This is a genomic window from Rosenbergiella sp. YN46 (genome assembly GCF_036620675.1).
Lineage (GTDB): Bacteria > Pseudomonadota > Gammaproteobacteria > Enterobacterales > Enterobacteriaceae > Jejubacter.
In genome coordinates this window covers 125,428-144,514 of record NZ_JAZHEE010000005.1, presented here as the reverse complement: position 1 = coordinate 144,514, position 19,087 = coordinate 125,428, and the positions used below count along the sequence as shown (strand labels likewise).

General features: G+C 56.0%; 14 protein-coding genes. 5 read left to right on the top strand and 9 right to left on the bottom strand.

Going from position 1 to position 19,087, the window contains the following annotated elements:
• Positions 1–13: 13 nt before the first annotated feature.
• The 8 genes from V3W49_RS06830 to V3W49_RS06795 form a co-directional block, all read right to left on the bottom strand.
• Entirely contained in the window at positions 14–4,108 is a 4,095-nt protein-coding gene (locus tag V3W49_RS06830; protein WP_500144525.1) for an RHS repeat-associated core domain-containing protein, read from the bottom strand.
• A gap of 94 nt (positions 4,109–4,202) precedes the next feature.
• Positions 4,203–5,831: a hypothetical protein gene (locus V3W49_RS06825; RefSeq protein ID WP_500144524.1), complete on the bottom strand. Its 1,629-nt coding sequence runs from the start codon at positions 5,829–5,831 to the stop codon at positions 4,203–4,205.
• 9 nt (positions 5,832–5,840) lie between these two features.
• The gene (locus V3W49_RS06820) at positions 5,841–8,036 is read right to left on the bottom strand and encodes a type VI secretion system Vgr family protein (protein WP_500144523.1); all 2,196 of its coding nucleotides are present in this window, start codon (positions 8,034–8,036) and stop codon (positions 5,841–5,843) included.
• A 164-nt stretch (positions 8,037–8,200) separates the two neighbouring features.
• A complete protein-coding gene (locus tag V3W49_RS06815; RefSeq protein WP_500144521.1) occupies positions 8,201–9,517 on the bottom strand; it encodes a sodium-dependent transporter in 1,317 nt (438 codons plus the stop codon).
• 338 nt (positions 9,518–9,855) lie between these two features.
• Positions 9,856–10,278 (bottom strand): DoxX family protein, encoded by a 423-nt coding sequence (locus V3W49_RS06810; protein ID WP_500144520.1) that lies wholly within the window; start codon positions 10,276–10,278, stop codon positions 9,856–9,858.
• Positions 10,279–10,342: 64 nt separating this feature from the next.
• Positions 10,343–11,176 carry an arylamine N-acetyltransferase family protein gene (locus V3W49_RS06805; RefSeq protein WP_500144519.1) on the bottom strand — a complete coding sequence of 278 codons (834 nt, stop codon included), beginning with the start codon at positions 11,174–11,176 and terminating at the stop codon, positions 10,343–10,345.
• Positions 11,177–11,269: 93 nt separating this feature from the next.
• Positions 11,270–12,562 (bottom strand): PQQ-dependent sugar dehydrogenase, encoded by a 1,293-nt coding sequence (locus V3W49_RS06800; RefSeq protein WP_500144518.1) that lies wholly within the window; start codon positions 12,560–12,562, stop codon positions 11,270–11,272.
• A gap of 19 nt (positions 12,563–12,581) precedes the next feature.
• Entirely contained in the window at positions 12,582–13,001 is a 420-nt protein-coding gene (locus tag V3W49_RS06795) for a DUF2231 domain-containing protein (RefSeq protein ID WP_500144517.1), read from the bottom strand.
• A gap of 286 nt (positions 13,002–13,287) precedes the next feature.
• On the opposite strand from V3W49_RS06795, the gene V3W49_RS06790 reads away from it, so the two are divergent.
• Positions 13,288–14,373: a PA2928 family protein gene (locus V3W49_RS06790; protein WP_500144515.1), complete on the top strand. Its 1,086-nt coding sequence runs from the start codon at positions 13,288–13,290 to the stop codon at positions 14,371–14,373.
• Positions 14,374–14,832: 459 nt separating this feature from the next.
• Here the strand turns inward: V3W49_RS06790 and V3W49_RS06785 are convergent, their stop codons facing one another.
• The gene (locus V3W49_RS06785; protein WP_500144514.1) at positions 14,833–15,054 is read right to left on the bottom strand and encodes a DUF465 domain-containing protein; all 222 of its coding nucleotides are present in this window, start codon (positions 15,052–15,054) and stop codon (positions 14,833–14,835) included.
• A 227-nt stretch (positions 15,055–15,281) separates the two neighbouring features.
• On the opposite strand from V3W49_RS06785, the gene V3W49_RS06780 reads away from it, so the two are divergent.
• The 4 genes from V3W49_RS06780 (at position 15,282) to V3W49_RS06765 (ending at position 18,966) form a co-directional block, all read left to right on the top strand.
• Positions 15,282–15,731: a nucleotide triphosphate diphosphatase NUDT15 gene (locus tag V3W49_RS06780; RefSeq protein ID WP_500144513.1), complete on the top strand. Its 450-nt coding sequence runs from the start codon at positions 15,282–15,284 to the stop codon at positions 15,729–15,731.
• Between the two features lie 39 nt (positions 15,732–15,770).
• A complete protein-coding gene (gene nfsB / locus V3W49_RS06775) occupies positions 15,771–16,418 on the top strand; it encodes an oxygen-insensitive NAD(P)H nitroreductase (protein WP_500144511.1) in 648 nt (215 codons plus the stop codon).
• 357 nt (positions 16,419–16,775) lie between these two features.
• The gene (gene ansP / locus V3W49_RS06770) at positions 16,776–18,278 is read left to right on the top strand and encodes an L-asparagine permease (protein WP_500144509.1); all 1,503 of its coding nucleotides are present in this window, start codon (positions 16,776–16,778) and stop codon (positions 18,276–18,278) included.
• Positions 18,279–18,531: 253 nt separating this feature from the next.
• Positions 18,532–18,966, top strand: a complete 435-nt coding sequence (locus V3W49_RS06765; protein ID WP_500144508.1) for an Exc2 family lipoprotein — start codon at positions 18,532–18,534, stop codon at positions 18,964–18,966.
• Positions 18,967–19,087 lie beyond the last annotated feature (121 nt).

The window sequence follows — 19,087 nt, the reverse complement described above, 5'->3', positions numbered from 1 at the left end:
TATATCACCCTCATTATCTATGAAATGTTCCGGCCGTTGTTACTGCACAGTTTTTACACGGTTTTTTCGTTTTCCCCGTTCTGGTTTCAACAGAGTGAACATCCATATCCTGCATCCTTGCGCCACGTTCCGATAATGCTTTGTTAAGCGCATCAGGCTCTCCGCAATGATTTACGGGCCGTCCATTTGGTATTAGCGAATCTTTGGGCATGGCATCCAGTAATACAGGGTTGGAAATATCAGGCCGGACACCGGATTCACCAAAGAAAATTCTCCCGGTACGCCGGTCAACCACAGCCGTTACCACAACAGGAATACTTTTTTCGCTTCTCTTTTTCTGCCTTAGCTCTGTCATTAGTTTTCTTGCATATTCCTTCGCATGCGTTTTCGCGGAAGGAACGCCGTCTAAACCAAAGGGGTCAATATAACTTAATGCATTAACGCCATACTGATAGGTGTTTATTCCACCCAACAGTCCGATGGGATCCTGGCTAATATAATTACCCATCTGCGGGCAGTAATAGCGGTAGCGATTATAGTGCAGCCCGGTTTCGGCATCGAAATACTGACCCTGAAAACGTAGCGGATTGTCTATCTGACTGGCGTAAACCTCTCCCGGTTCGCCCCAGACCCCGCAGCGCTGCGACCAGACGATTTCGCCATTGTCTGCGGTCAGCCGCAGCGGCATGCCGTTCGGGTCACAGTGATAGTGATAGCTGTTGCGCTCGCCTTTCTGCTGGGTTAGCAGCGCAAACGGATAGAAACTGCCCGGGTAGTAGACATATTCCCGTAGATTGTTAAAGAGCGCTGCCTGGGCCTTCTGGCGTTTCAGACGACCTGCGACATCATAGAGCGCCAGCGGTTGCAGCGGTGGGCCGCCCGGAGCACTGACTTCCGCCTGTAATGCATCCCCCTGCCAGTAAAACCAGCGGGTTTCCTGGGCCGTTTGCTTGCACACCCGCCGCCCCAGACCATCGTAAGCATAATGCGTGACGTTGTCACCCTGACGTACGGCAACCAGTTGCTGGCTTTCGTCCCAGATAAACTCCTGGCAACTGCCGTCAGCATAGCGGCGCTGGCGTAAACTTCCCGCTTTGTCAAAGAGATAGTTCGTATCCTTATAATCTCCTTCGCGATACCACTCTTCCCGGGATGCATGGACTTTGTGCGTCAGCCGGTTGCCGGTCGCATCCTGGATAAAGCGATGGATATGCGCCTGGGGATCGATATGGGTCAGCAAGCGCCCGACCGCATCATAGTGATAGCCCTCGTCCCCCCACTGACTATCGCTGCGCCGGGTCATATTGCCCTGTCGGTCGTAGCGATAGCCGGTTGAAAACAGCGGTAATTCACCCCGTAGCGTTTGCCATGCGGTCAGCCGACCGTCACTGTCGTACTCTATCTGGCGCGCCACTTCGGCGCTCAACTGCTCTTTAGTCACTCTGCCCGCATGGTCATAAGTGAGCGTTACCGGTGAGTCATCATTGAGGGTAATCGAAGAGAGTTGCCCGGCATCATTCCAGCCAAACGCCACCCGATGCCCGGCGTCGCTTTCCCGCAGAACGGGCTGTCCGTTACCGTTATAGTGATGCCTTATTATAAAACCATCCTGCTCTTCGGTGACTATCCGTCCTGCGGCATCGTAACGCCATGCCAGTTGACGCCAGCCGTTATCGCACCCGGTCATCTGACCGCTGGGATCGTAGCGATATTGGGTTAACAGCCGGTCGCCGCTGCGTTTCTCTTTCAGCCGACCGGCACGGTCATAGCCATAATCGAGTGAGTGGCCCAACGGGTCGGTGCGGCGCAGCAAATGTTGGGTGGAATCCCACTGATAGCGGGTTGTCTGCCCCCAGTAATCCACCTCTTCGGTGACTCGCCCTAAGGCATCACGCCGCAGTTGCCAGCTCTGGCCCAGGGCATTGACCACCGCCGTTAGCTGGTCTTCGCTGTCATAGTGATAAGCCACGCGCCCGCCGTCCGCCGTCAGGCATTCAGTCACCATCCCGGTTCCGTTGTAACGCAGTCGGGTCTGATTTCCCACTTCATCCTGATAGCACAGAGGTTGGTCTTCACGATCATATTCTATGGTTACCCTCTCTCCACCCGGCGAAAGCATCTGAGTCAGCCTGTCTTTGGCGTCATACTCATAGCGGGTCTTTTGACCAGCGCCATCTCTTTTCAGACGCAAATTACCGCGCAGGTCGTGGCATAACTGGCACCGGGGGCCCTGACTACTGACTATACATACCGGAAAGCCATAGCGATCGTACTCAAGCGTAGTCCGCTCGCCGTCCGCGGACAGTCGCTCGACCATCTGGCCTTCTTCGTTATAGCGATAGCGTCTGGCAGCACCAGTGGGATCGCGGGTTAACAGCAGGTTGCCGCGTGGATCGTAAGCCATTTCCCAGGTGGCGCCATTCTCGTCTATCAGAGTCTCCTCAAGCGCCAGGTCGTTATAGCTCAGACTCAGGCGATGACCATCGGGCAGGATCTCTTCTTCGATTAACCCCAGTTCGTTATAACGCCACTGATGTCGTCTGCCATCCGGCTGCGTGACGCTGAGCGGGCGCCCAAACTCGTCGTAGGTAAAGACCGTATTACCGCCCAGCGGATCGATTTCGCTGACCGGTAAGCCGCTGGCGTCAAAGCGGATATGGCTGGTATGACCGAGTGAGTCGGTGACTTCCACCTCGTTTAACAGGTCGTGATAAACGAAGCGATAATCGAAAACGCCGCCGTCCCCCCAGGCGTGAATCACACGCCACTCCTTATCCCAGGCGTAGTGGAACGCCTGGCCGTTGCGATCCTCGTGGCGGATCATCCGTCGCTGCTGGTAGTCGAAGCGCCGGACGGCGCCCAGGGCATCAATTTCCGCCACCAGTTGATTGTCTGCGTCGTACTCATAGCGGGTGAGCGGCGAATAAGCGTCACTGGCGGTGTCGTACAGCCGCATGGCCACAATCCGTTGCTGTTCAGTCGTCACGTGAATTTCACGTCCGGTTTTACCCGTAGTGACACACTCCACCAGTCGGACTAGCTGCCCCTGCCTGCGAACGAACTGCCAGAGGTTGCCGTTGCGATCCGCCAGCGCGGCCAGCGGCATACTCTCGGCATCGTCAAAGTGATAAAGCCGTCCGTCGTTATCTTCGTAGATCCAGCGCCGCCGCGATTCATCCTCTCCCCACCACAGGCGTCCACCGTCCGGTAGGCCCGCCGTGGCGTGCTGGCGTCCCGGCTGCGTGGGCGTTTCAGCAAAAAGAGTCATTCCTTCCTGGCGGGTAAGCAGCAGACTACCGCCCTCCCCGCGCTCAAGGCGAATATCGGCGGGCGTTGACCAGCCATAGCCGCAATATCCGGCCTCATCGATATTTGCCGAGGAGTAGCGGCGCACCCAGTCCAGCGGCAGCCTCCCCGGCAGATAGAAATCCCGCTGCTCCAGCGCCACGCTACCGTCACGAATGTCGACCGGCTCGGCCCGCAGTACTTTGCACTTTAAAAAACCGGGATCCATATTCTTAAACAGCTTGCGACGAAAGGCCTGAAACTGTTCCATAAATTTGCGGTAGCGCGGCGTTTTCTTGAATTTCTTCAATCCCTTGCCTAAAGCCGCCAGGCCCAGACGCATCACCAGCGCCATCTCGTTGACGGTAGAGGGGCCCCCGACGATAACCTGATTCGGCAGCGCCAGATTGGTGGTCAGCGGCATGGTCAGCGACAGCGGTTTCGGCTTGCTGAGACGCTTTGGCCGTAACGGCGGTATCATGCCGACAAAATTGCAGCTCAGCACCGGCATCGTGATGCGCGCAAAAGGTTCGCTATCGACGAGCACCGTTTTGCTGCCCATAAACAGCTCATCATCCAGTTGCGGCCCGCCCGGCATACGCATATTCGGTACCCAGAGGCCAGCGACCGGAATGTGCACCGCCAGCCCGCCAGTACCCGCGCTGGCGCGCTTAATGCCGTTGACGTTAACCGTGGTGCCCAGCACCGGCAGATAATCAAACACATCGAATACCAGCGCAATATGCGGCGTCGGTAGTGGCCCGACCGGATAGGTGTGAATATCAATCCCAAGCTGGGGATCAAAGTGCGAGCTTGAGTGCATAAGTCAACCCCTGACGCTTTCCGGTCAGAACATCGCTCGCAGCAGGGCCTGCAGGAAGTTGCGCGCCTCGCTGGTCAGCTCGTTGTCTGACAGGCTAACAAAGCCTGTCACCAGTAGTGCGATCGCCGCGATTATCACCACCTTTTTCATGCCGGATCCTTGCGTCTGTTTGTTGGATAAATTCGCCCGCCGCGTCGTCCGGCTGGGCCATGGATTGCGGCATCTGCTGCCACTGCCCCGGCGGAGCATCGAACGGATGAGCGATCTCCGGCAGGCCATTCCAGTGGGGATGTAAATACTGGCGGCCAATGGCGACTATCTGGCGGAACGCCGGACAGCCATCGACAATCAACTGTTCGCGCTGGGTTCTGGCTCGCAGAAAGCTAAGCTCCAGGCTCTGCTGTAACCGGCATTCCACCTGCCTGACCGCCGCAGGCGTCGCGCCGTGCCGTGCTACCGTGTTTTCAGCGTCAGCAATAAAGCGGCTCTTACGCTGCTGGTACGACGTGGCGCAGCGCTCCAGCGCCTGAGCGCGGCGGCTGTCCTGAAGATGCAGCAGATCCGAAAGCGCCAGCGGTAGCGTGGTTTGCGCCCGCTCGACGGCCGACAGCGGGCGCGCGGCCCCTATCGCCCGGGCATAATTGTTCATGGCCGTGATGCCATCGCCTCCCAGTACCAGGCAGTGCCCCGCCATCCGCCACCCTTCTATTTCCAGTACCCGATTTTCCGCCCGTTGGGCCAGCACGGCCGCCGAGCGGTATGCTGCGGCGGCCCGCTGGTATTCTCCGGCGTTGAACCAGGCGCCGCCTTCGCCAAACGCGCTTTGCATTTGTAGCGCCGCCCGCAGCGGTTGAGCATCGACAAACTGCGCCGCATGGCGGGCCTGATGATATGCCTCGACCGCCTTATGGGGCGCGTGCCCCTTTAGCCAGGCGCCGCCGACAATGTTGTGCATCACCACCTGCTGCTCCGACCAGCCCTTTTGACGTGCGATGGCCAGTGCCATACCGGCCCGGGTTTCAACCTGCTGTGGCGTTCCCCGCTCCAGCAGCAGCATAGCGTCGACCATAAATTGCCGACAGCGCAGCCGGTCGCTATCGCGATCGCTGAGCTGGCTGGCGGTCTGTTGCATCAGCTTCATACCGTCGATATCCGGCGTTAATAGCCGCACCCGTCGGGGAAAATCCTGCTGAAGCGCCTGCCAGGCTGGCTGTTCCAGGGTATCGATCAGCATCAAGCGTACCTCGGGAGCAATCTGTTCCACGCTATGGTTCAGCCAGCGCATTAGCGCCGCGTCATCGCTGACCGACTCCGGCGTCAGCACCGTCACCACATAGCGCAGCTGTTCCTGGTGTTCTTTTGCGAAATTGCCGAGCAGCGCCTGCCACTGCGCCGCGCTGTAACACGGCAACAGAGGCTCGAAATCCCAGCCCTGTTCGCCTTCGCTGGCTTCATAACCTTCGATAAGCTCATCCGCCAGGGCGTGGCTGTAGCCATAGCCGGTATCAAACGGCGCCATCAGACTGATAAACAGATCCGGCGCGCTGTAGTCGCCCGGCGGCTGTTGTTGCAGGGCGATAAATGCCTGTACCAGGCTTTCAGCGTTGGCTTTCACCCGCCAGATAAACAGACGCGCCTGCGGATCTTCGCTGGCTTCCAGCCACATTAGCGCCAGTTGCGTCATCAACTGTTCGGTGGGATTTCTCGCATCGTTTTTCATCATCGGTTTCCGTCAGGCGTTAAGTTCGATTTTGCTGCCGTTGACCATCACACCCTCAGCGTTGATGGTAATACTGGCGCCGCCTGCGACAATTTCGATGCTCCCTGGCGACAGCATGATGCCCGTGGATTCCCCTACGTTAATCTGGAATCCCTGTGATGCGCCGTCGCTTACCGTACCGTCGGTATAGCGGGTATCGCCGCCGTTAATCACGATGGTTCGCCCTTCGCCAATACTGACCTCCTGCTTTTTGGTAATGATTTTGCTCTCATTCCCGCCAATGGAGGCTTCGCGATTGCCATTAACGCCCAGCGTTTGATGACCGGTCACCTGAACGCTGCGATTTTTGGCGATATTGACCTTTTCACTGCCATTTACGGTGCGGGATCGCTCCTGGCTTACCGTTATGGTCTGGTTGCCTTTCACTGTGGCATCATGATTTCCCGTGATGCTCTCGCTGCGGTTGTGCTGCACCGTCAGGGTCTCATTGCCCTCAATAGTGTCGCTGCGATTTTGTTTGATGGTGGTGGTTTCGTTACCGCTGACGGTTTTGGTACGGTTTTGGCCGATGCTTACCGTTTCATTGCCGTCGACGTTTTTAGTACGGTTCTGTTTAATGTGGCTGGTTTCATCGGCACCGACGGTTTTGGTGCGATTGGTTCCAACAGTATGGCTTTCATCCTTCTTAACGTTGGTATCCATATTGCGTTCGGCCTGAATCCACACCTGTTCGGCTCCGGCCTTATCTTCAAAACGCAGGGCATTGGCATTTTCAGACGCTCCGTCTTTGGTGCGGCTCATAAAGCCCATCTGCGTTGCCGCTGCCGGTAGCGCCCAGGGCGGCATACTGGCTTCGTTGTAGACCCGTCCAATCACCAGAGGCCTGTCGGGATCGCCGTTGATAAAGTCGATCACCACCTCGTCGTTAACCCGGGGAATTTGTACGCCGCCAAAGCCCTGACCGGCCCAGGCGCTGGAGACCCTGACCCAACAGGAGCTGGTATCATCCCCCGCCGCCAGGCGATCCCAGTGGAATTTCACTTTGACGCGGCCATATTTATCGGTCCAGATCGATTCGCCTTTCGGCCCGACCACTCTGGCGGTTTGCGGCCCGCAGGTTTTTGGCCACGGTACTTCCTGCCGGGGGCGAAAAACGATATCTGCCGGAATGACGTTAAAGTCGATACGCTGCTCGCTGGCTTCGCCGCCGCTGGCGTAGGGATTATCCCGAAATTGATATTCGGCCTGCGTGACCAGATATTCTTCGCTATCGAGGGTCGAAGGGGCGTTATGCAAACTAAACGTATGTCCCGGCGCGATACCCAGCGCTGTACCGGTGGCGCTAATCTGCCGATGTTCCGCCTGCCAGGCCTCCTGGCGGATACGGGCATAAAATTCCCCGTGCTGATGGTCGACAAAGCGCCCCGGCCAGTCATAGAAGTCTATCTGCCCCGGTTGCGGCGACACCGGATTCTGCCGGGCCTGAAACAGCCAGGCGTTGGGCTTACGAAAATCATAATCATCCAGGCTGTAAATACCCGGCGTCACCACATCATTCACCGCCCACTGGCTGACCCCCTCTTCCCGGGTCGTGCCACCGGATGACGTCACGTGATACGGGATGCTCTCATAGCCCTCGAACGGTTGATGTGACTGCGTGGCATCCATCAACACCAGGGTATGCTTGCCCATTTCGTGGCGGAAAAAGTAGTAGATGCCCTCCAGCTCCATCAGGCGGCTGATAAAGTTGTAGCTGCTTTCCTGATACTGCACGCAGTATTCCCACTGGCGATAGCTACCCGTCAGCCGGTCTTCATACCCGACGCCCTGTTCCGCCAGCAGGGTTTTAACAATTTGCGGCACCGTCTGCTGCTGGAAAATCCGCAGGTTGCGATCGCGCATCATCGGCCAGAGATCAGGCTCCAGCCGTAGCTGATAAGCCGCATAGCGGACGCCGTCGATCTCCTCGCTGCGCAGCGCAGCCGCGGTCACTTTGCCGTTCAGATAGCGAGGCGTAAGCAGATTCTGAGTGGGGATCGCCAGGGTGACGGACTGCCCCAGCAGGGCTCGCCTGTCGAGGTGGAAATTCTGGCTCAGTAGCGCCACCTGAAAGACGTAGGGTCGGGAAAGTTGTTCACTGCCCTCTAATGACCAGAACTTCAGCTCGTCAGGGCCAAGAGGCGTATGTGCGGTAATTCTGTCCAGCATAAACATCCCCCGTGAGCAGAGACGTCAGATTAAAGAAGAAAGTCGCTTCTGAAGTCTGGCACAAGATGCCGCACGGATTGGTTTATTCAGAAATTACCTCAGTGTATGCACTGAAATTTGGTGCTGGCGCACGCTTTTAGCACCAGCACCGCCAGGAAGAGAAACTAGCCGAACACGCCGTGCAGCAAAATGGCGCCGATAAACAGCGGCGCAATAAAGCGCCAGGTCAGCTTCAGGCAGCCGCGCCAGAACGGCGAGAGGTCGGCAGGCATCAGCGCAGCGCTCTTTTTCGACCAGCCAAACCACAGGCTGATAGCGATACCGAAAGTCGGCATCATCAGGTTCGAAGTCAGATAGTCCAGAATGTCAAACAGGGTCTTATTAAAAAGCGTCCATTCCTTAAGGATCCCGAATGACAGGGTAATGGGAATCCCCGCCAGCATAACGGTAGCGGTGGTCAGCAGCGCGCTGTTGCGGCGCGACCAGCCAAAACGCTGCTGCAGGAAGGTGACGATATGCTCCAGCAGCGAGATGGACGATGACAGCGCCGCCACCAGAAGTAGCAGGAAGAACAACACCGCCCAGATAATGCCGCCCGGCAGCCAGTTGAAGAACACCGGCATGGTCATAAAGGTGAGACCCGGCCCGGAATCCATCCCCAGCCCAGAAGCGCTCAGGGCCGGGAAGATCATCAGCCCTGCCAGGAGGCAGACCATGCAGGAGAGCGTCACGACCCATACGCCAGAGCGAGCGACGCCGCGATTATCCGGCAGATAGGCGCCGTAAGTCACGTGTACCCCCAGTCCTACGGAGAGCGAAAAGAAGGCCAGCCCCAGCGCATCCAGTACGCTACCGGCCGTCACCTTAGAGAAATCCGGGTTCAGAAAGGTGTGCAGACCCGCTGCAGATCCGGGCAACATCATACCGGTGACGATCAGCGCCAGCATGATCAGAAACAGCAGCGGCATCATGATTTTGGTGCCTTTTTCCAGCCCGCGCTGTACGCCGCCCAGTACCACGAAGCAGGTCAGTCCGCTGAACATCAGATGGGTCAGCACTGGCCAGATCGGATGGCTGATGTAATCGTTAAACAGTTGCCCCAGTTGCTGAGTGCTGCCGGTGCTGAGTTTCCCCGCTGCCGCCAGCCCGGTGTAGCCTATAGTCCAGCCCCCCACCACGCTGTAGAAGCTGAAAATAAACCAGCCGGTCAATACCCCCATCCCCCCCAACCAGCGCCAGTGCGGCCCGGCCGCTTTCTTAAAGGCGTTAACTACTCCGGAACGCGTCGCGGCTCCCAGCAGGATTTCGGCCAGCAGTACCGCCAGCCCCAGCGTAAAACTAAAGAACAGAAATATCAGTACAAAGGCGCCGCCGCCGTTATTCGCGGTGACATAGGGAAATTTCCAGATGGCGCCAATGCCGATGGCGGATCCCGCTGCGGCAAGGACATGCCCGAGACGGGATGACCACTGTTGACTCATTAATTACGCTCCAGGAGTGGCGTGGCATGCCGACGATTTCTACTCATACGACGCCAGAATTGAACAAAAAAATAGCAAATCCGCCTTTTTCCGCCGGCAGATAGTGAGCAAAGGCTGAAGAATAGGGAAATATGCTGTGGGAGGCAAGGCAACCAGCCGCTGACCTGATAGTTATGTGCGCGTGCTCTGCTGAAAACGACAATGCTACACAAAAAGGGACGACGGAATTAAAAGTGGTGAAACAATAATCAAAAGAGAGCCGGTAGCTAATATTTAGCAGGAAGATAATGACGGGCGAAAATAAAACCGCCGGAATTGGCCAGCGGTTTTACGATTGGTTAACGGCGATCGAGAGAGATAGCCCCCGGGCCGGTAATAGCCAGCAGGATAAAGGCACCGGCAATACTTACATTCTTATAGAAGTTAATCATATTAGGCTGAACAGCGTCGCCGGTCATATTCCAGTAGGCATGACCGATAAAGGCCGTTCCCAGCGTATAGAAAAAGAACAGCACGGCTATCGGACGGGTAAAGAAGCCCAGTGCGATCAGGACTGGCGCCAGTACTTCCATCACCACAGCGATACCAGCGGCCACTGTCGGTGCTGGCGCGCCCAGCATTTGCATATACTGAACCGTACCGCTAAAACCGGTCAGCTTAGGAAGACCAAAAATAAAGAACAGCGCAACAATCATCAGACGAGCAATCAGCAACAGCAGCGGCGTGGCACCGCCAAAAGAAAGATATCTTAGAGCATTCATGATTTTTACTCATTAAGCAGTAAACGTCTTTTAACGTTAATGCAAAGCGTTCAAATTCGCCACTTTATTTGAGATTTTTCAAATGCTCCAACAATTGATGAAACGCCGGTTCGCTGATTCCGTGTGTTTTATCATCAGTCCCTAAATTAAACTCGCGGCGCAGCGCAATAAATAATGATGAGGAATCGTTAAATATTTGTTGCTGCTCATTTCCGGCGGCATCACTGCGGGTCAGCCGATCGTTATACAGACGGAGCTGTCCCCCATCTTTTAACCAGCAGGACATCAGCAAATGATAGCGAAAATGGGAATCCGGCCAGGTCGCGACATAGTGATTCGCCATCTGGTAGTCGCTGGCGAACTGGGGCGCCAGATCGAACAGATAGAGCGGCTGCCAGCTCTCTTCCTGCCAGCGCTGGAGGAGCCAGCCAGGCTCCTGACGTATCAGTCGATAGCGTCCATGGGGCGTTTGTTGTGGACAATCGGCGCCAAGCCGTATCGGCGCACTTAGCGTACTGCCGCCAAAACCGACGTCGGCCAGCCACCATTCGTTATCGATCCGGATGCGCATCAGGCGATGAGTCCGCGGAGGCATTTGCGCTGGTGCCATGACCAGAACCCGGGCCGCCAGATCTTCAACCTCGAATCCCAGGGCAACCAGCGCCAGTTTCAGCAGGCCATTTTGCTCAAAGCAATAGCCACCGCGCCGGGCGACGACCAGCTTGGCGAACAGTGATTCGGGATCGAGCTGAATGGGGCGTTCCAGCAGCACATCCAGGTTTTCAAAGGGAATAGTGCAGACATGATGCAGATGAATAGCCCGTAGCGTCTCAAGGTCGGCCTGCGCCCTGCCCTGATAGCCGATACGCGCCAGATAGCCAGCCAGATTGAATCTCATAACAGCCTCCACGCCATCACGGAACGAAAGCGCTATTACAGCATCTCTGTCAGGGAGCCATCGCGCCAGATGTGCGCAATAGCTCCCGCCGAATTATTCGCGCCCTGAGACGCGCCAGACCGCGTTACCGGCATCGTCGGCGATAATCAACGCGCCGTCGCCATCCATAGTCAGCCCCACCGGCAGGCCACGCACCGTTTTTTGATCTTCCGACAGGAAGCCCGTGACCACCGGTTTAGGTTCACCTACCGGTTTACCGTCTTTAAAGGCCACCCATACCACCTGATAGCCGTTGAGCGGCGTGCGGTTCCAGCTACCGTGTTCGCTAACGAAAGCCCCGCCGCGGTAGTCTGGCATATTATCACCGGTATAGAACAGCAGCCCCAGCGGCGCCACGTGGGAGCTCAGGGCATAGTCAGGTTTGATGGCCTGCTTCACCAGATCCGGACGCTGCGGCTGCGCCCGCTCATCGATATGCTGACCGAAATAGCTGTACGGCCAGCCGTAGAACCCCCCTTCCTGCACCTCAGTCATATAATCCGGCACCAGATCGGCGCCTATCTCATCGCGTTCGTTAACGATGGCCCACAGCTTGCCGGTCTGCGGCTCCCACTGAAGCCCGGTGGGGTTACGCAGGCCGCTGGCGTAAATGCGACTGGCGCCGCTAGCGCTGTCGACTTCCAGCACCGCGGCGCGCCGGTACTCGGCATCCAGGCCATTTTCGCCAATATTGCTGTTGGAGCCGACGCCGACATAGAGCTTACTGCCGTCCGGACTCGCCAGCAGGGCTTTGGTCCAGTGATGGTTGACGCCGGAAGGCAGTTCGGTCAGTTCCCGGCCCGGATCGCTGATATGGGTCTGACCGCTCTGATAGGGGTAAACCCTCAGGCTATCGGCGTTGGCGACATAGAGTTTGTTACCGACCAGCTGTACGCCGAACGGCGAAAACAGGTGGTCCAGAAAGGGAAACTTCTGCCAGCGACCATCGTCCTGCTTACGTAGCAGCGTGATCCGGTTTCCCCCGGCGCCCCCTTTCCCTGAAGAATTTTTAATGAGGCCGGTAATCAATTGCTTGGGCATGCTGGTCGGCTTCGGCGGTGCGCTGGCCTCCACCACCAGAATATCGCCATTCGGCAGCGTATAAAGCTGGCGCGGATTCATCAGGCCATCGGCGATTTTTTCGATCTTCAGCCCTTCGGCTACCTGAGGCATCTCCCCTTGCTCCCAGGGTACCCCTTCTGGCACCTGCATGGGCGGAATCAGAAAGTTGCGTGCTTCAGGCAGTTCAGGGTTGGGGCCGACCTGACTCATGGGATCCAGTTTGGCGCTATCGTCACAGCCAGCCAGCAGCAGCGCGCCTGCCAGCGCTAACAGTTTTTTATTCATCACTCTCCTCCCGATTCCGTTATACGCTTCGAGCACGCAGCGCCTGTTGCAGATTGGCGATGGTCAGCAGTACCACCACCAGCGTGGAAAGCGTTACGCCAAGGGGCACCACGGCCCAGGCATCACGGCTGTGAACAAAGGCATTGATAATCGCCAGCACAATGGCGGCCAGCGACAGCCAGAAGTGAACCTTTACCGGCGAGCAGGCGGCACTGCCGCCGCTCCAGACCAGAAACAGATTCAGCAAACGCGGGATAACAGCGATGACCAGCCCCATGGCAATCAGCCAGCTCGCGCCGTGGGTCCAGAATATCCGGGTACTGTTGATATAGATAATGTCGAACAGCCAGGCGGCGGCAAAGAAGCCCAGCGGTAGCGGATTTAGCAACTCATAGAGGCCGGTGATTACCGGGCCTCGCCCAAAGGTTTCACTCTTCATTCACAGTCTCCTTGTCGCTTAAGGTGTGAACGGACGCGAAGGGTGCGACCGTATCTTGCCTGTGATGAAGCGTAGCCGAGGATGGCGGGGAATGCGTTAGCGCCGCTGGTATTGTTCGGGCTACTGGCGCCGAACGTGCATGGTTTCCTGAATCCGGGACGCTCCCTGAATAATTCAGTCAGTATTCCCTGGCGGCATGGTTTATACAGCGATGAGTTGCCACTAAAATTTCGATTCGTAGTATTATCTAAATCGAATACATAAAAACCTGCAAAAGGATGGGGTAATGAACGCAATATATAATAACTGGCGACTATCCGGATGGGCATATCATGATATTTTTGTAATTGTCGCAGCGGTTATTTTTGCCATCCTTCTGTGCTTTTTGTTGTATTCACTGATTAAGAGACGCAACACTAAACGCCTCGTGCCATATCTTATTATTTTACTGATATATGGAGTCGTCGTTAATTTTATCGGCGTGGTCTTTTTCGGTATGTTCCGAGCGGTGTCGATTGAAGGAAATAGTCAACTTTTTTATTCTGAGAGTACCCATAGCTTAACCTCGATTGAGCGTATGGTTATTCCTAACGGACACGCGAACGGTATCAGCACCAGCACCTCCATGTTTGCGCTGATTTCAGTCGACAGCCGTTCCGGCGAGCGGCTCTGGAGCAAGCGCATGGGCTGGCGAAACTATCTGATTGGCCAGACGAAACGCTATCTTATTGTCAATGACGCCAATAATGAGGCGCTCTTTTTGTTAGATGCCCGGACGGGAGAAAAACGTTTTTCTGAAGCCGAACTTCTGGAAAAAATACCCGAACTTTCAGGTATTATTAGCCCGGACTTTCCCGATTATCGCTTTGTCGAACGCCGCCTTTACCTGCATGGCTTAAACAACCGCTATTACCAACTGGATTTAGAGAACTGGACGCTGACGGAAGACCCTACAATCAAAACTGTTTTCCAGGATTCCCCGGCTCCGGAATGGATAATTTCTTCCTCACATCGCAGGGCGGGTCAACCCGTGACGGATGATGAGATAAGCGAAGTGCTTAACCTTTTATCCGGGTCGTTAATTAACCCGGTATTACTCGGCAAGAAACAGGCGCATCAGTACTATGTTTTAGCCTATAAAAAGCGACACAGTCGGCGGGTATCGATAGGCCTGTACGATACGGATAAAGAGAGGTATTTATGGCAAACGCCTGCAATACTGAGTAAAGAAGGCGATCCGGTAAACGCATATCAGGTTGGGGATTCGCTTTATATCAGGATTCCGCGCTATTTGCTTAAGCTGGATATCAATACCGGAACCCCGATCTATCGGTTTGATTATCGGTGGAACCGGGTGACAGAAGCGCCATAAAAAAGGTTCATCGCGGATTGTCGTGAGGCTGAAGTTACCGGCTGCTGCCTGGCTTCTGGGTGAGTATGTCGCGCTGGCGAAGGTTCCGTTCACCTTAAGGTGATTTCTCTTATGCCGGTTGCGGAACCGGTGAATCCACAGAGAAGCAGAAACCTGAAGTGAACGGAACTGCCACCGCATCGCCATATTCCGCCGCTTCTGTTCTGAAACCGGGCGCCGAAGCTGCCTGTCACCCTCACCCCAGCCCTCTCCCGAAACGGGAGAGGGAGTTTCCCGGCAATGAGCGGAACTGCTTGCCACATCATCATATTCCGCCGGTTTTGTTCTGAAACCGGGCGCCGGAGCCGTCTGTCACCCTCACCCCGGCCCTCTTCTGAAGGGAGAGAGCGTTTCCCGGCAGTGAACCAAAAAAAAGGCCCTTTACCGGGCCTGTTAATCCGTTGCGGGGCGCAGTTTATATCACAGCCCCGCTTCAGCCTCTTTCAGCATCTGCCAGAGCGTCTCCTTTAACTTTAGCTTCTCCTTCTTCATGGTGGCGACCTGTTCGCAGTATCCGCTGCCATCCGGCTGTTCCCGTCGTGAAATCTCCTGGTCCAGCGCGTTATGCTTATCGAACAGGGAGCGAAAGCGGGGGTTGCTCTCTTTCAGTTCGCTGATCAGTTGGCGGTATTCTGGAAACATGGCGTAACTCCTTGTGGTGGGGAAACCCTGCTAATTTCAGGGGTAACATGTTCACCGCCAGCTGTCACCTCTGTCATCGCGTTCTGTGCAGGGGATCAAGAAGCGATATGGCGCTGCTTATCATCGTGCGTTAGGCGCGCTATGCTTGATGGGATCGTTTCGTCTTACCTTCCGCCGCTACGCTGTGCCAGAATAGACATCTTTATCCCCCCCTTACGGAGTGCCTTATGAATCAGCCGCTGGTTGGCATTGGCGTCATCATTCTGCGCCACGATAAAATTTTGCTGGGACGGCGTCAGGGCAGCCACGGCGCGGGCAGTTGGTCTGCCCCCGGCGGTCATCTGGAGTATGGCGAAACGCCGGAACAGTGCGCCCGACGTGAAGTGCGGGAAGAGACCGGCCTCGCGCTGGAAGACGTTCGACGCGGCCCCTGGGTCAATGTGCTGTTTCCTGAAGCGCAAAAGCACTATATCACTCTGTTTATGCTGGCAACCGCCCCTTCTGGCGAGGCTCGGCGTCTGGAGCCGGAAAAGTGCGATGGCTGGCGCTGGTTCCCGCTGGATACCCTACCGCAGCCGCTGTTCACACCGCTGGAAATTCTGTTGCAGGAGCACCAGCTTGCGGATCTTATTCGGCACGGAACGGATAGCGCATCCCAGGGATTTGCTCTACATTGAAGCCCTTTGTCAGGTTCCAGAGAAAACCACAGGACGTTAATGATGAATATTGAAAAACTGGTTCGCACTCGTTACACCAGCAAAGCCTATGACGGCAGCCGCAAACTGACCGGAGAACAGCGCCAGCAGCTGCTGGATCTGCTGCGTTTTAGCCCCTCTTCCGTTAACTCTCAGCCCTGGCACTTCTTCGCGATCGAATCCGATGAGGCTAAGGCCCGGGTATTGCCGGCGTTTGGCGAAGCCAATGCCCAGAAAGTCCAGAACGCCGCCATGGTGGTGGTTTTCGCCATTCGTAAAGAGATGAGCGAAGATCATCTGCATGCCCTGCTGGCTCAGGAAGAACGCGATGGCCGCTTTGAAACCGATGAACTGAAAGCGGCTCAGGATAAGGGCCGTCGCTATTTTGTTAACCTGAATAGCGGTTCGGTGGAACAGCAGCGCAACTGGATGGCGCGTCAGGCCTATCTGTCGCTCGGTTTTCTGCTGCTGGGCGCAGCGGGTATGGGGCTGGACGCCACGCCTATCGAAGGCTTTACGCCGGAAAAAATGGATCAGCTATTAGCGCTGGATGCCCAGGGGCTGCAGAGTGTGGTGGTGGCTAGCATCGGCTACCGCAGCGAGCAGGACTTTAACGCGGCGCTGCCGAAGTCGCGCCTGGCACAGGATCAGGTCATCACCCTGCTGTAATCCCCCACAGGCCGCCGCCGTGCGGCCTCTCACATCCTGAAACCATTCAGCCCTATCTGTTTATCCGCCCCGCATCAGTATTAGTCACTATTAATTCCCCTCTTAGCCAGTGGTTTTGACTGATGCACATCTCATTTTCACTAAAAACAGCAAGTTTATATTACCGCGACGCCATCGGAATTTTGCGTCATCTCTCAATACCGGGTAGCATTCTTCGCCGTAATTCAGCCCGTTCGTAAAACATAACCACAGAACGGGGGGTTCGCCTCTGTGTTTTTAGTTGTAAATGCAATCGTTTACGGTACTTGCGGGGCGCACTCCGGTGCGGCTGCTTCAGACAGGATCCAAGGAAATTGTATGAAATCGACAAAGCATCAGTCAGACGATCATCACGCGGCCAGACGACGCTGGCTTAACGCCCAGGACTCGGGCTACCGCCGCGCCATGGACAACCGGCACGTACAGATGATCGCCATTGGCGGCGCCATCGGTACCGGTCTGTTTCTGGGCGCCGGCGCACGACTGCAGGCGGCGGGCCCGGCGCTGGCGTTGATCTACCTGGTTTGCGGGATCTTCTCGTTTTTTATTCTGCGTGCACTGGGCGAACTGGTATTACACCGCCCTTCCAGCGGTAACTTCGTCTCTTACGCCCGAGAGTTTCTGGGTGAAAAGGCCTCCTACGTGGCGGGCTGGATGTACTTCGTGAACTGGGCGATGACCGGTATTGTGGATATCACCGCCGTGGCGCTCTATATGCACTACTGGGGCGCCTTTGGCGATGTGCCGCAGTGGGTCTTTGCCCTGGGGGCGCTGGTTATCGTCGGCACCATGAATATGGTAGGCGTGCGCTGGTTCGCGGAAATGGAGTTCTGGTTTGCCCTGATTAAGGTTCTGGCCATTGTGCTGTTCCTGGTGGTCGGCGTGGTGTTCCTTGGCACCGGCAAAACCCTGGACGGCAATACGACCGGCCTGCACCTGATTACCGATAACGGCGGCCTGTTCCCCCACGGCTTGCTCCCCGCTCTGGTGCTGATACAGGGAGTGGTCTTCGCTTTTGCGTCTATTGAACTGGTGGGTACCGCCGCAGGCGAATGTCGCGATCCGGAACGCATGGTGCCTAAGGCGATTAACAGCGTTATCTGGCGTATTGGTCTGTTCTATGTCGGTTCCATACTGCTGCTGGTACTGCTGTTGCCCTGGAACGCATATCAGGCCGGACAAAGCCCGTTCGTCACCTTCTTTGCCAAACTGGGCATTCCCTACGTCGGCGATATCATGAATATCGTGGTGTTAACCGCAGCCCTTTCGAGCCTGAACTCCGGCCTCTATTCCACCGGCCGTATTCTGCGCTCCATGTCGATGGGCGGCTCGGCGCCGGCCTTTATGTCAAAGATGAGTCGTCACCATGTGCCCTACGCCGGTATTCTGGCCACCATCGGGATTTATGTGGTGGGGGTATTCCTGAACTACCTGATTCCGTCGCGGGTGTTCGAGGTGGTTCTGAATATCGCGTCGCTCGGCATTATCTCTTCCTGGGCCTTTATTATGGTGTGCCAGCTGCGGCTGCGTAAGGCGATCAAAGAGGGAAAAGCGGCGGATATCAGCTTTAAGCTGCCCGGCGCGCCCTTTACCTCATGGCTGACGCTGCTGTTTCTGCTGGCGGTGCTGGTACTGATGGCCTTCGATTACCCGAACGGCACCTGGACCATCGCCTCCATACCTTTGCTGGCAATTCTGCTGACCTTCGGCTGGTTCCGGGTCCGCAAGCGGGTTCATGCCGTTGCCAGCACCGCGCCGCAGCATCCGAATGATGAAAAAAATAGTGCGCCGCTGATTGAAGCGGATGAGCCTTCGCATTAATTTCAGCTAAGTTTTTTATCACAACAGAGCCTGAGTCGCTAATGCGACTCAGGCTTTTTCATTCACTCTGCCGTCAGGCTGACAGTGACGTCGCTGATACACGGCATGGCGAAAATTCCCAGGATAACGCCAGCATCCGAATGGCAGTTGATGAGCATTTTGTGATATGGCGATTAAAAAATCGCCAGCGAGCCGTGCTATAACGCTCTGGCTAACGCAATGATAATGATTATTTTAAAGACAAGGATGCTCTATGAAACACAAGACAACGATTTACGTCAGTTCCTTTCTGCGTTGCGCCATACTCCCTGCCGTTTTATTACTCGCGGGCTGCGCGGCGGAAACCAGCGCTGAACGCCATGCCCGCCATTTTGTTTATGCATCCGACGACGGATTCGATCCTAATTTCGCTACCCGGAAGGCAGACAGCAGCCGCATGTTGATCCCTTTCTTTGCCCAGTTCTGGCAGATGGGCAAAGACGATCGCCAGGCCGGACTCACGGCAGAACAGGCAGCAGAACGCGCCCGCGAACTGGGCAGTGATGAGTTTCTGGACTCCATCCAAAGGCAAAATACGTTTGCAGGTAAAGTCTATAACCACAGCGCCAGTTCATCCCTGCGCTGGCGTAAAGCGGCGTCTGCATCGATTTCTGGTTCCTATATGGATGGTTATGAAGGGAAGCCGTAAAGGGTGTTTCGCGATTTTCTCTTTACGGAGGATGCTCCAGGCCCGGCTAATCGCCAACTTCCCAGCCGCTATTTATGGGATGCCTGTTGGCGTCAAGGACAAAAGCGGCATCCCTGTAAGG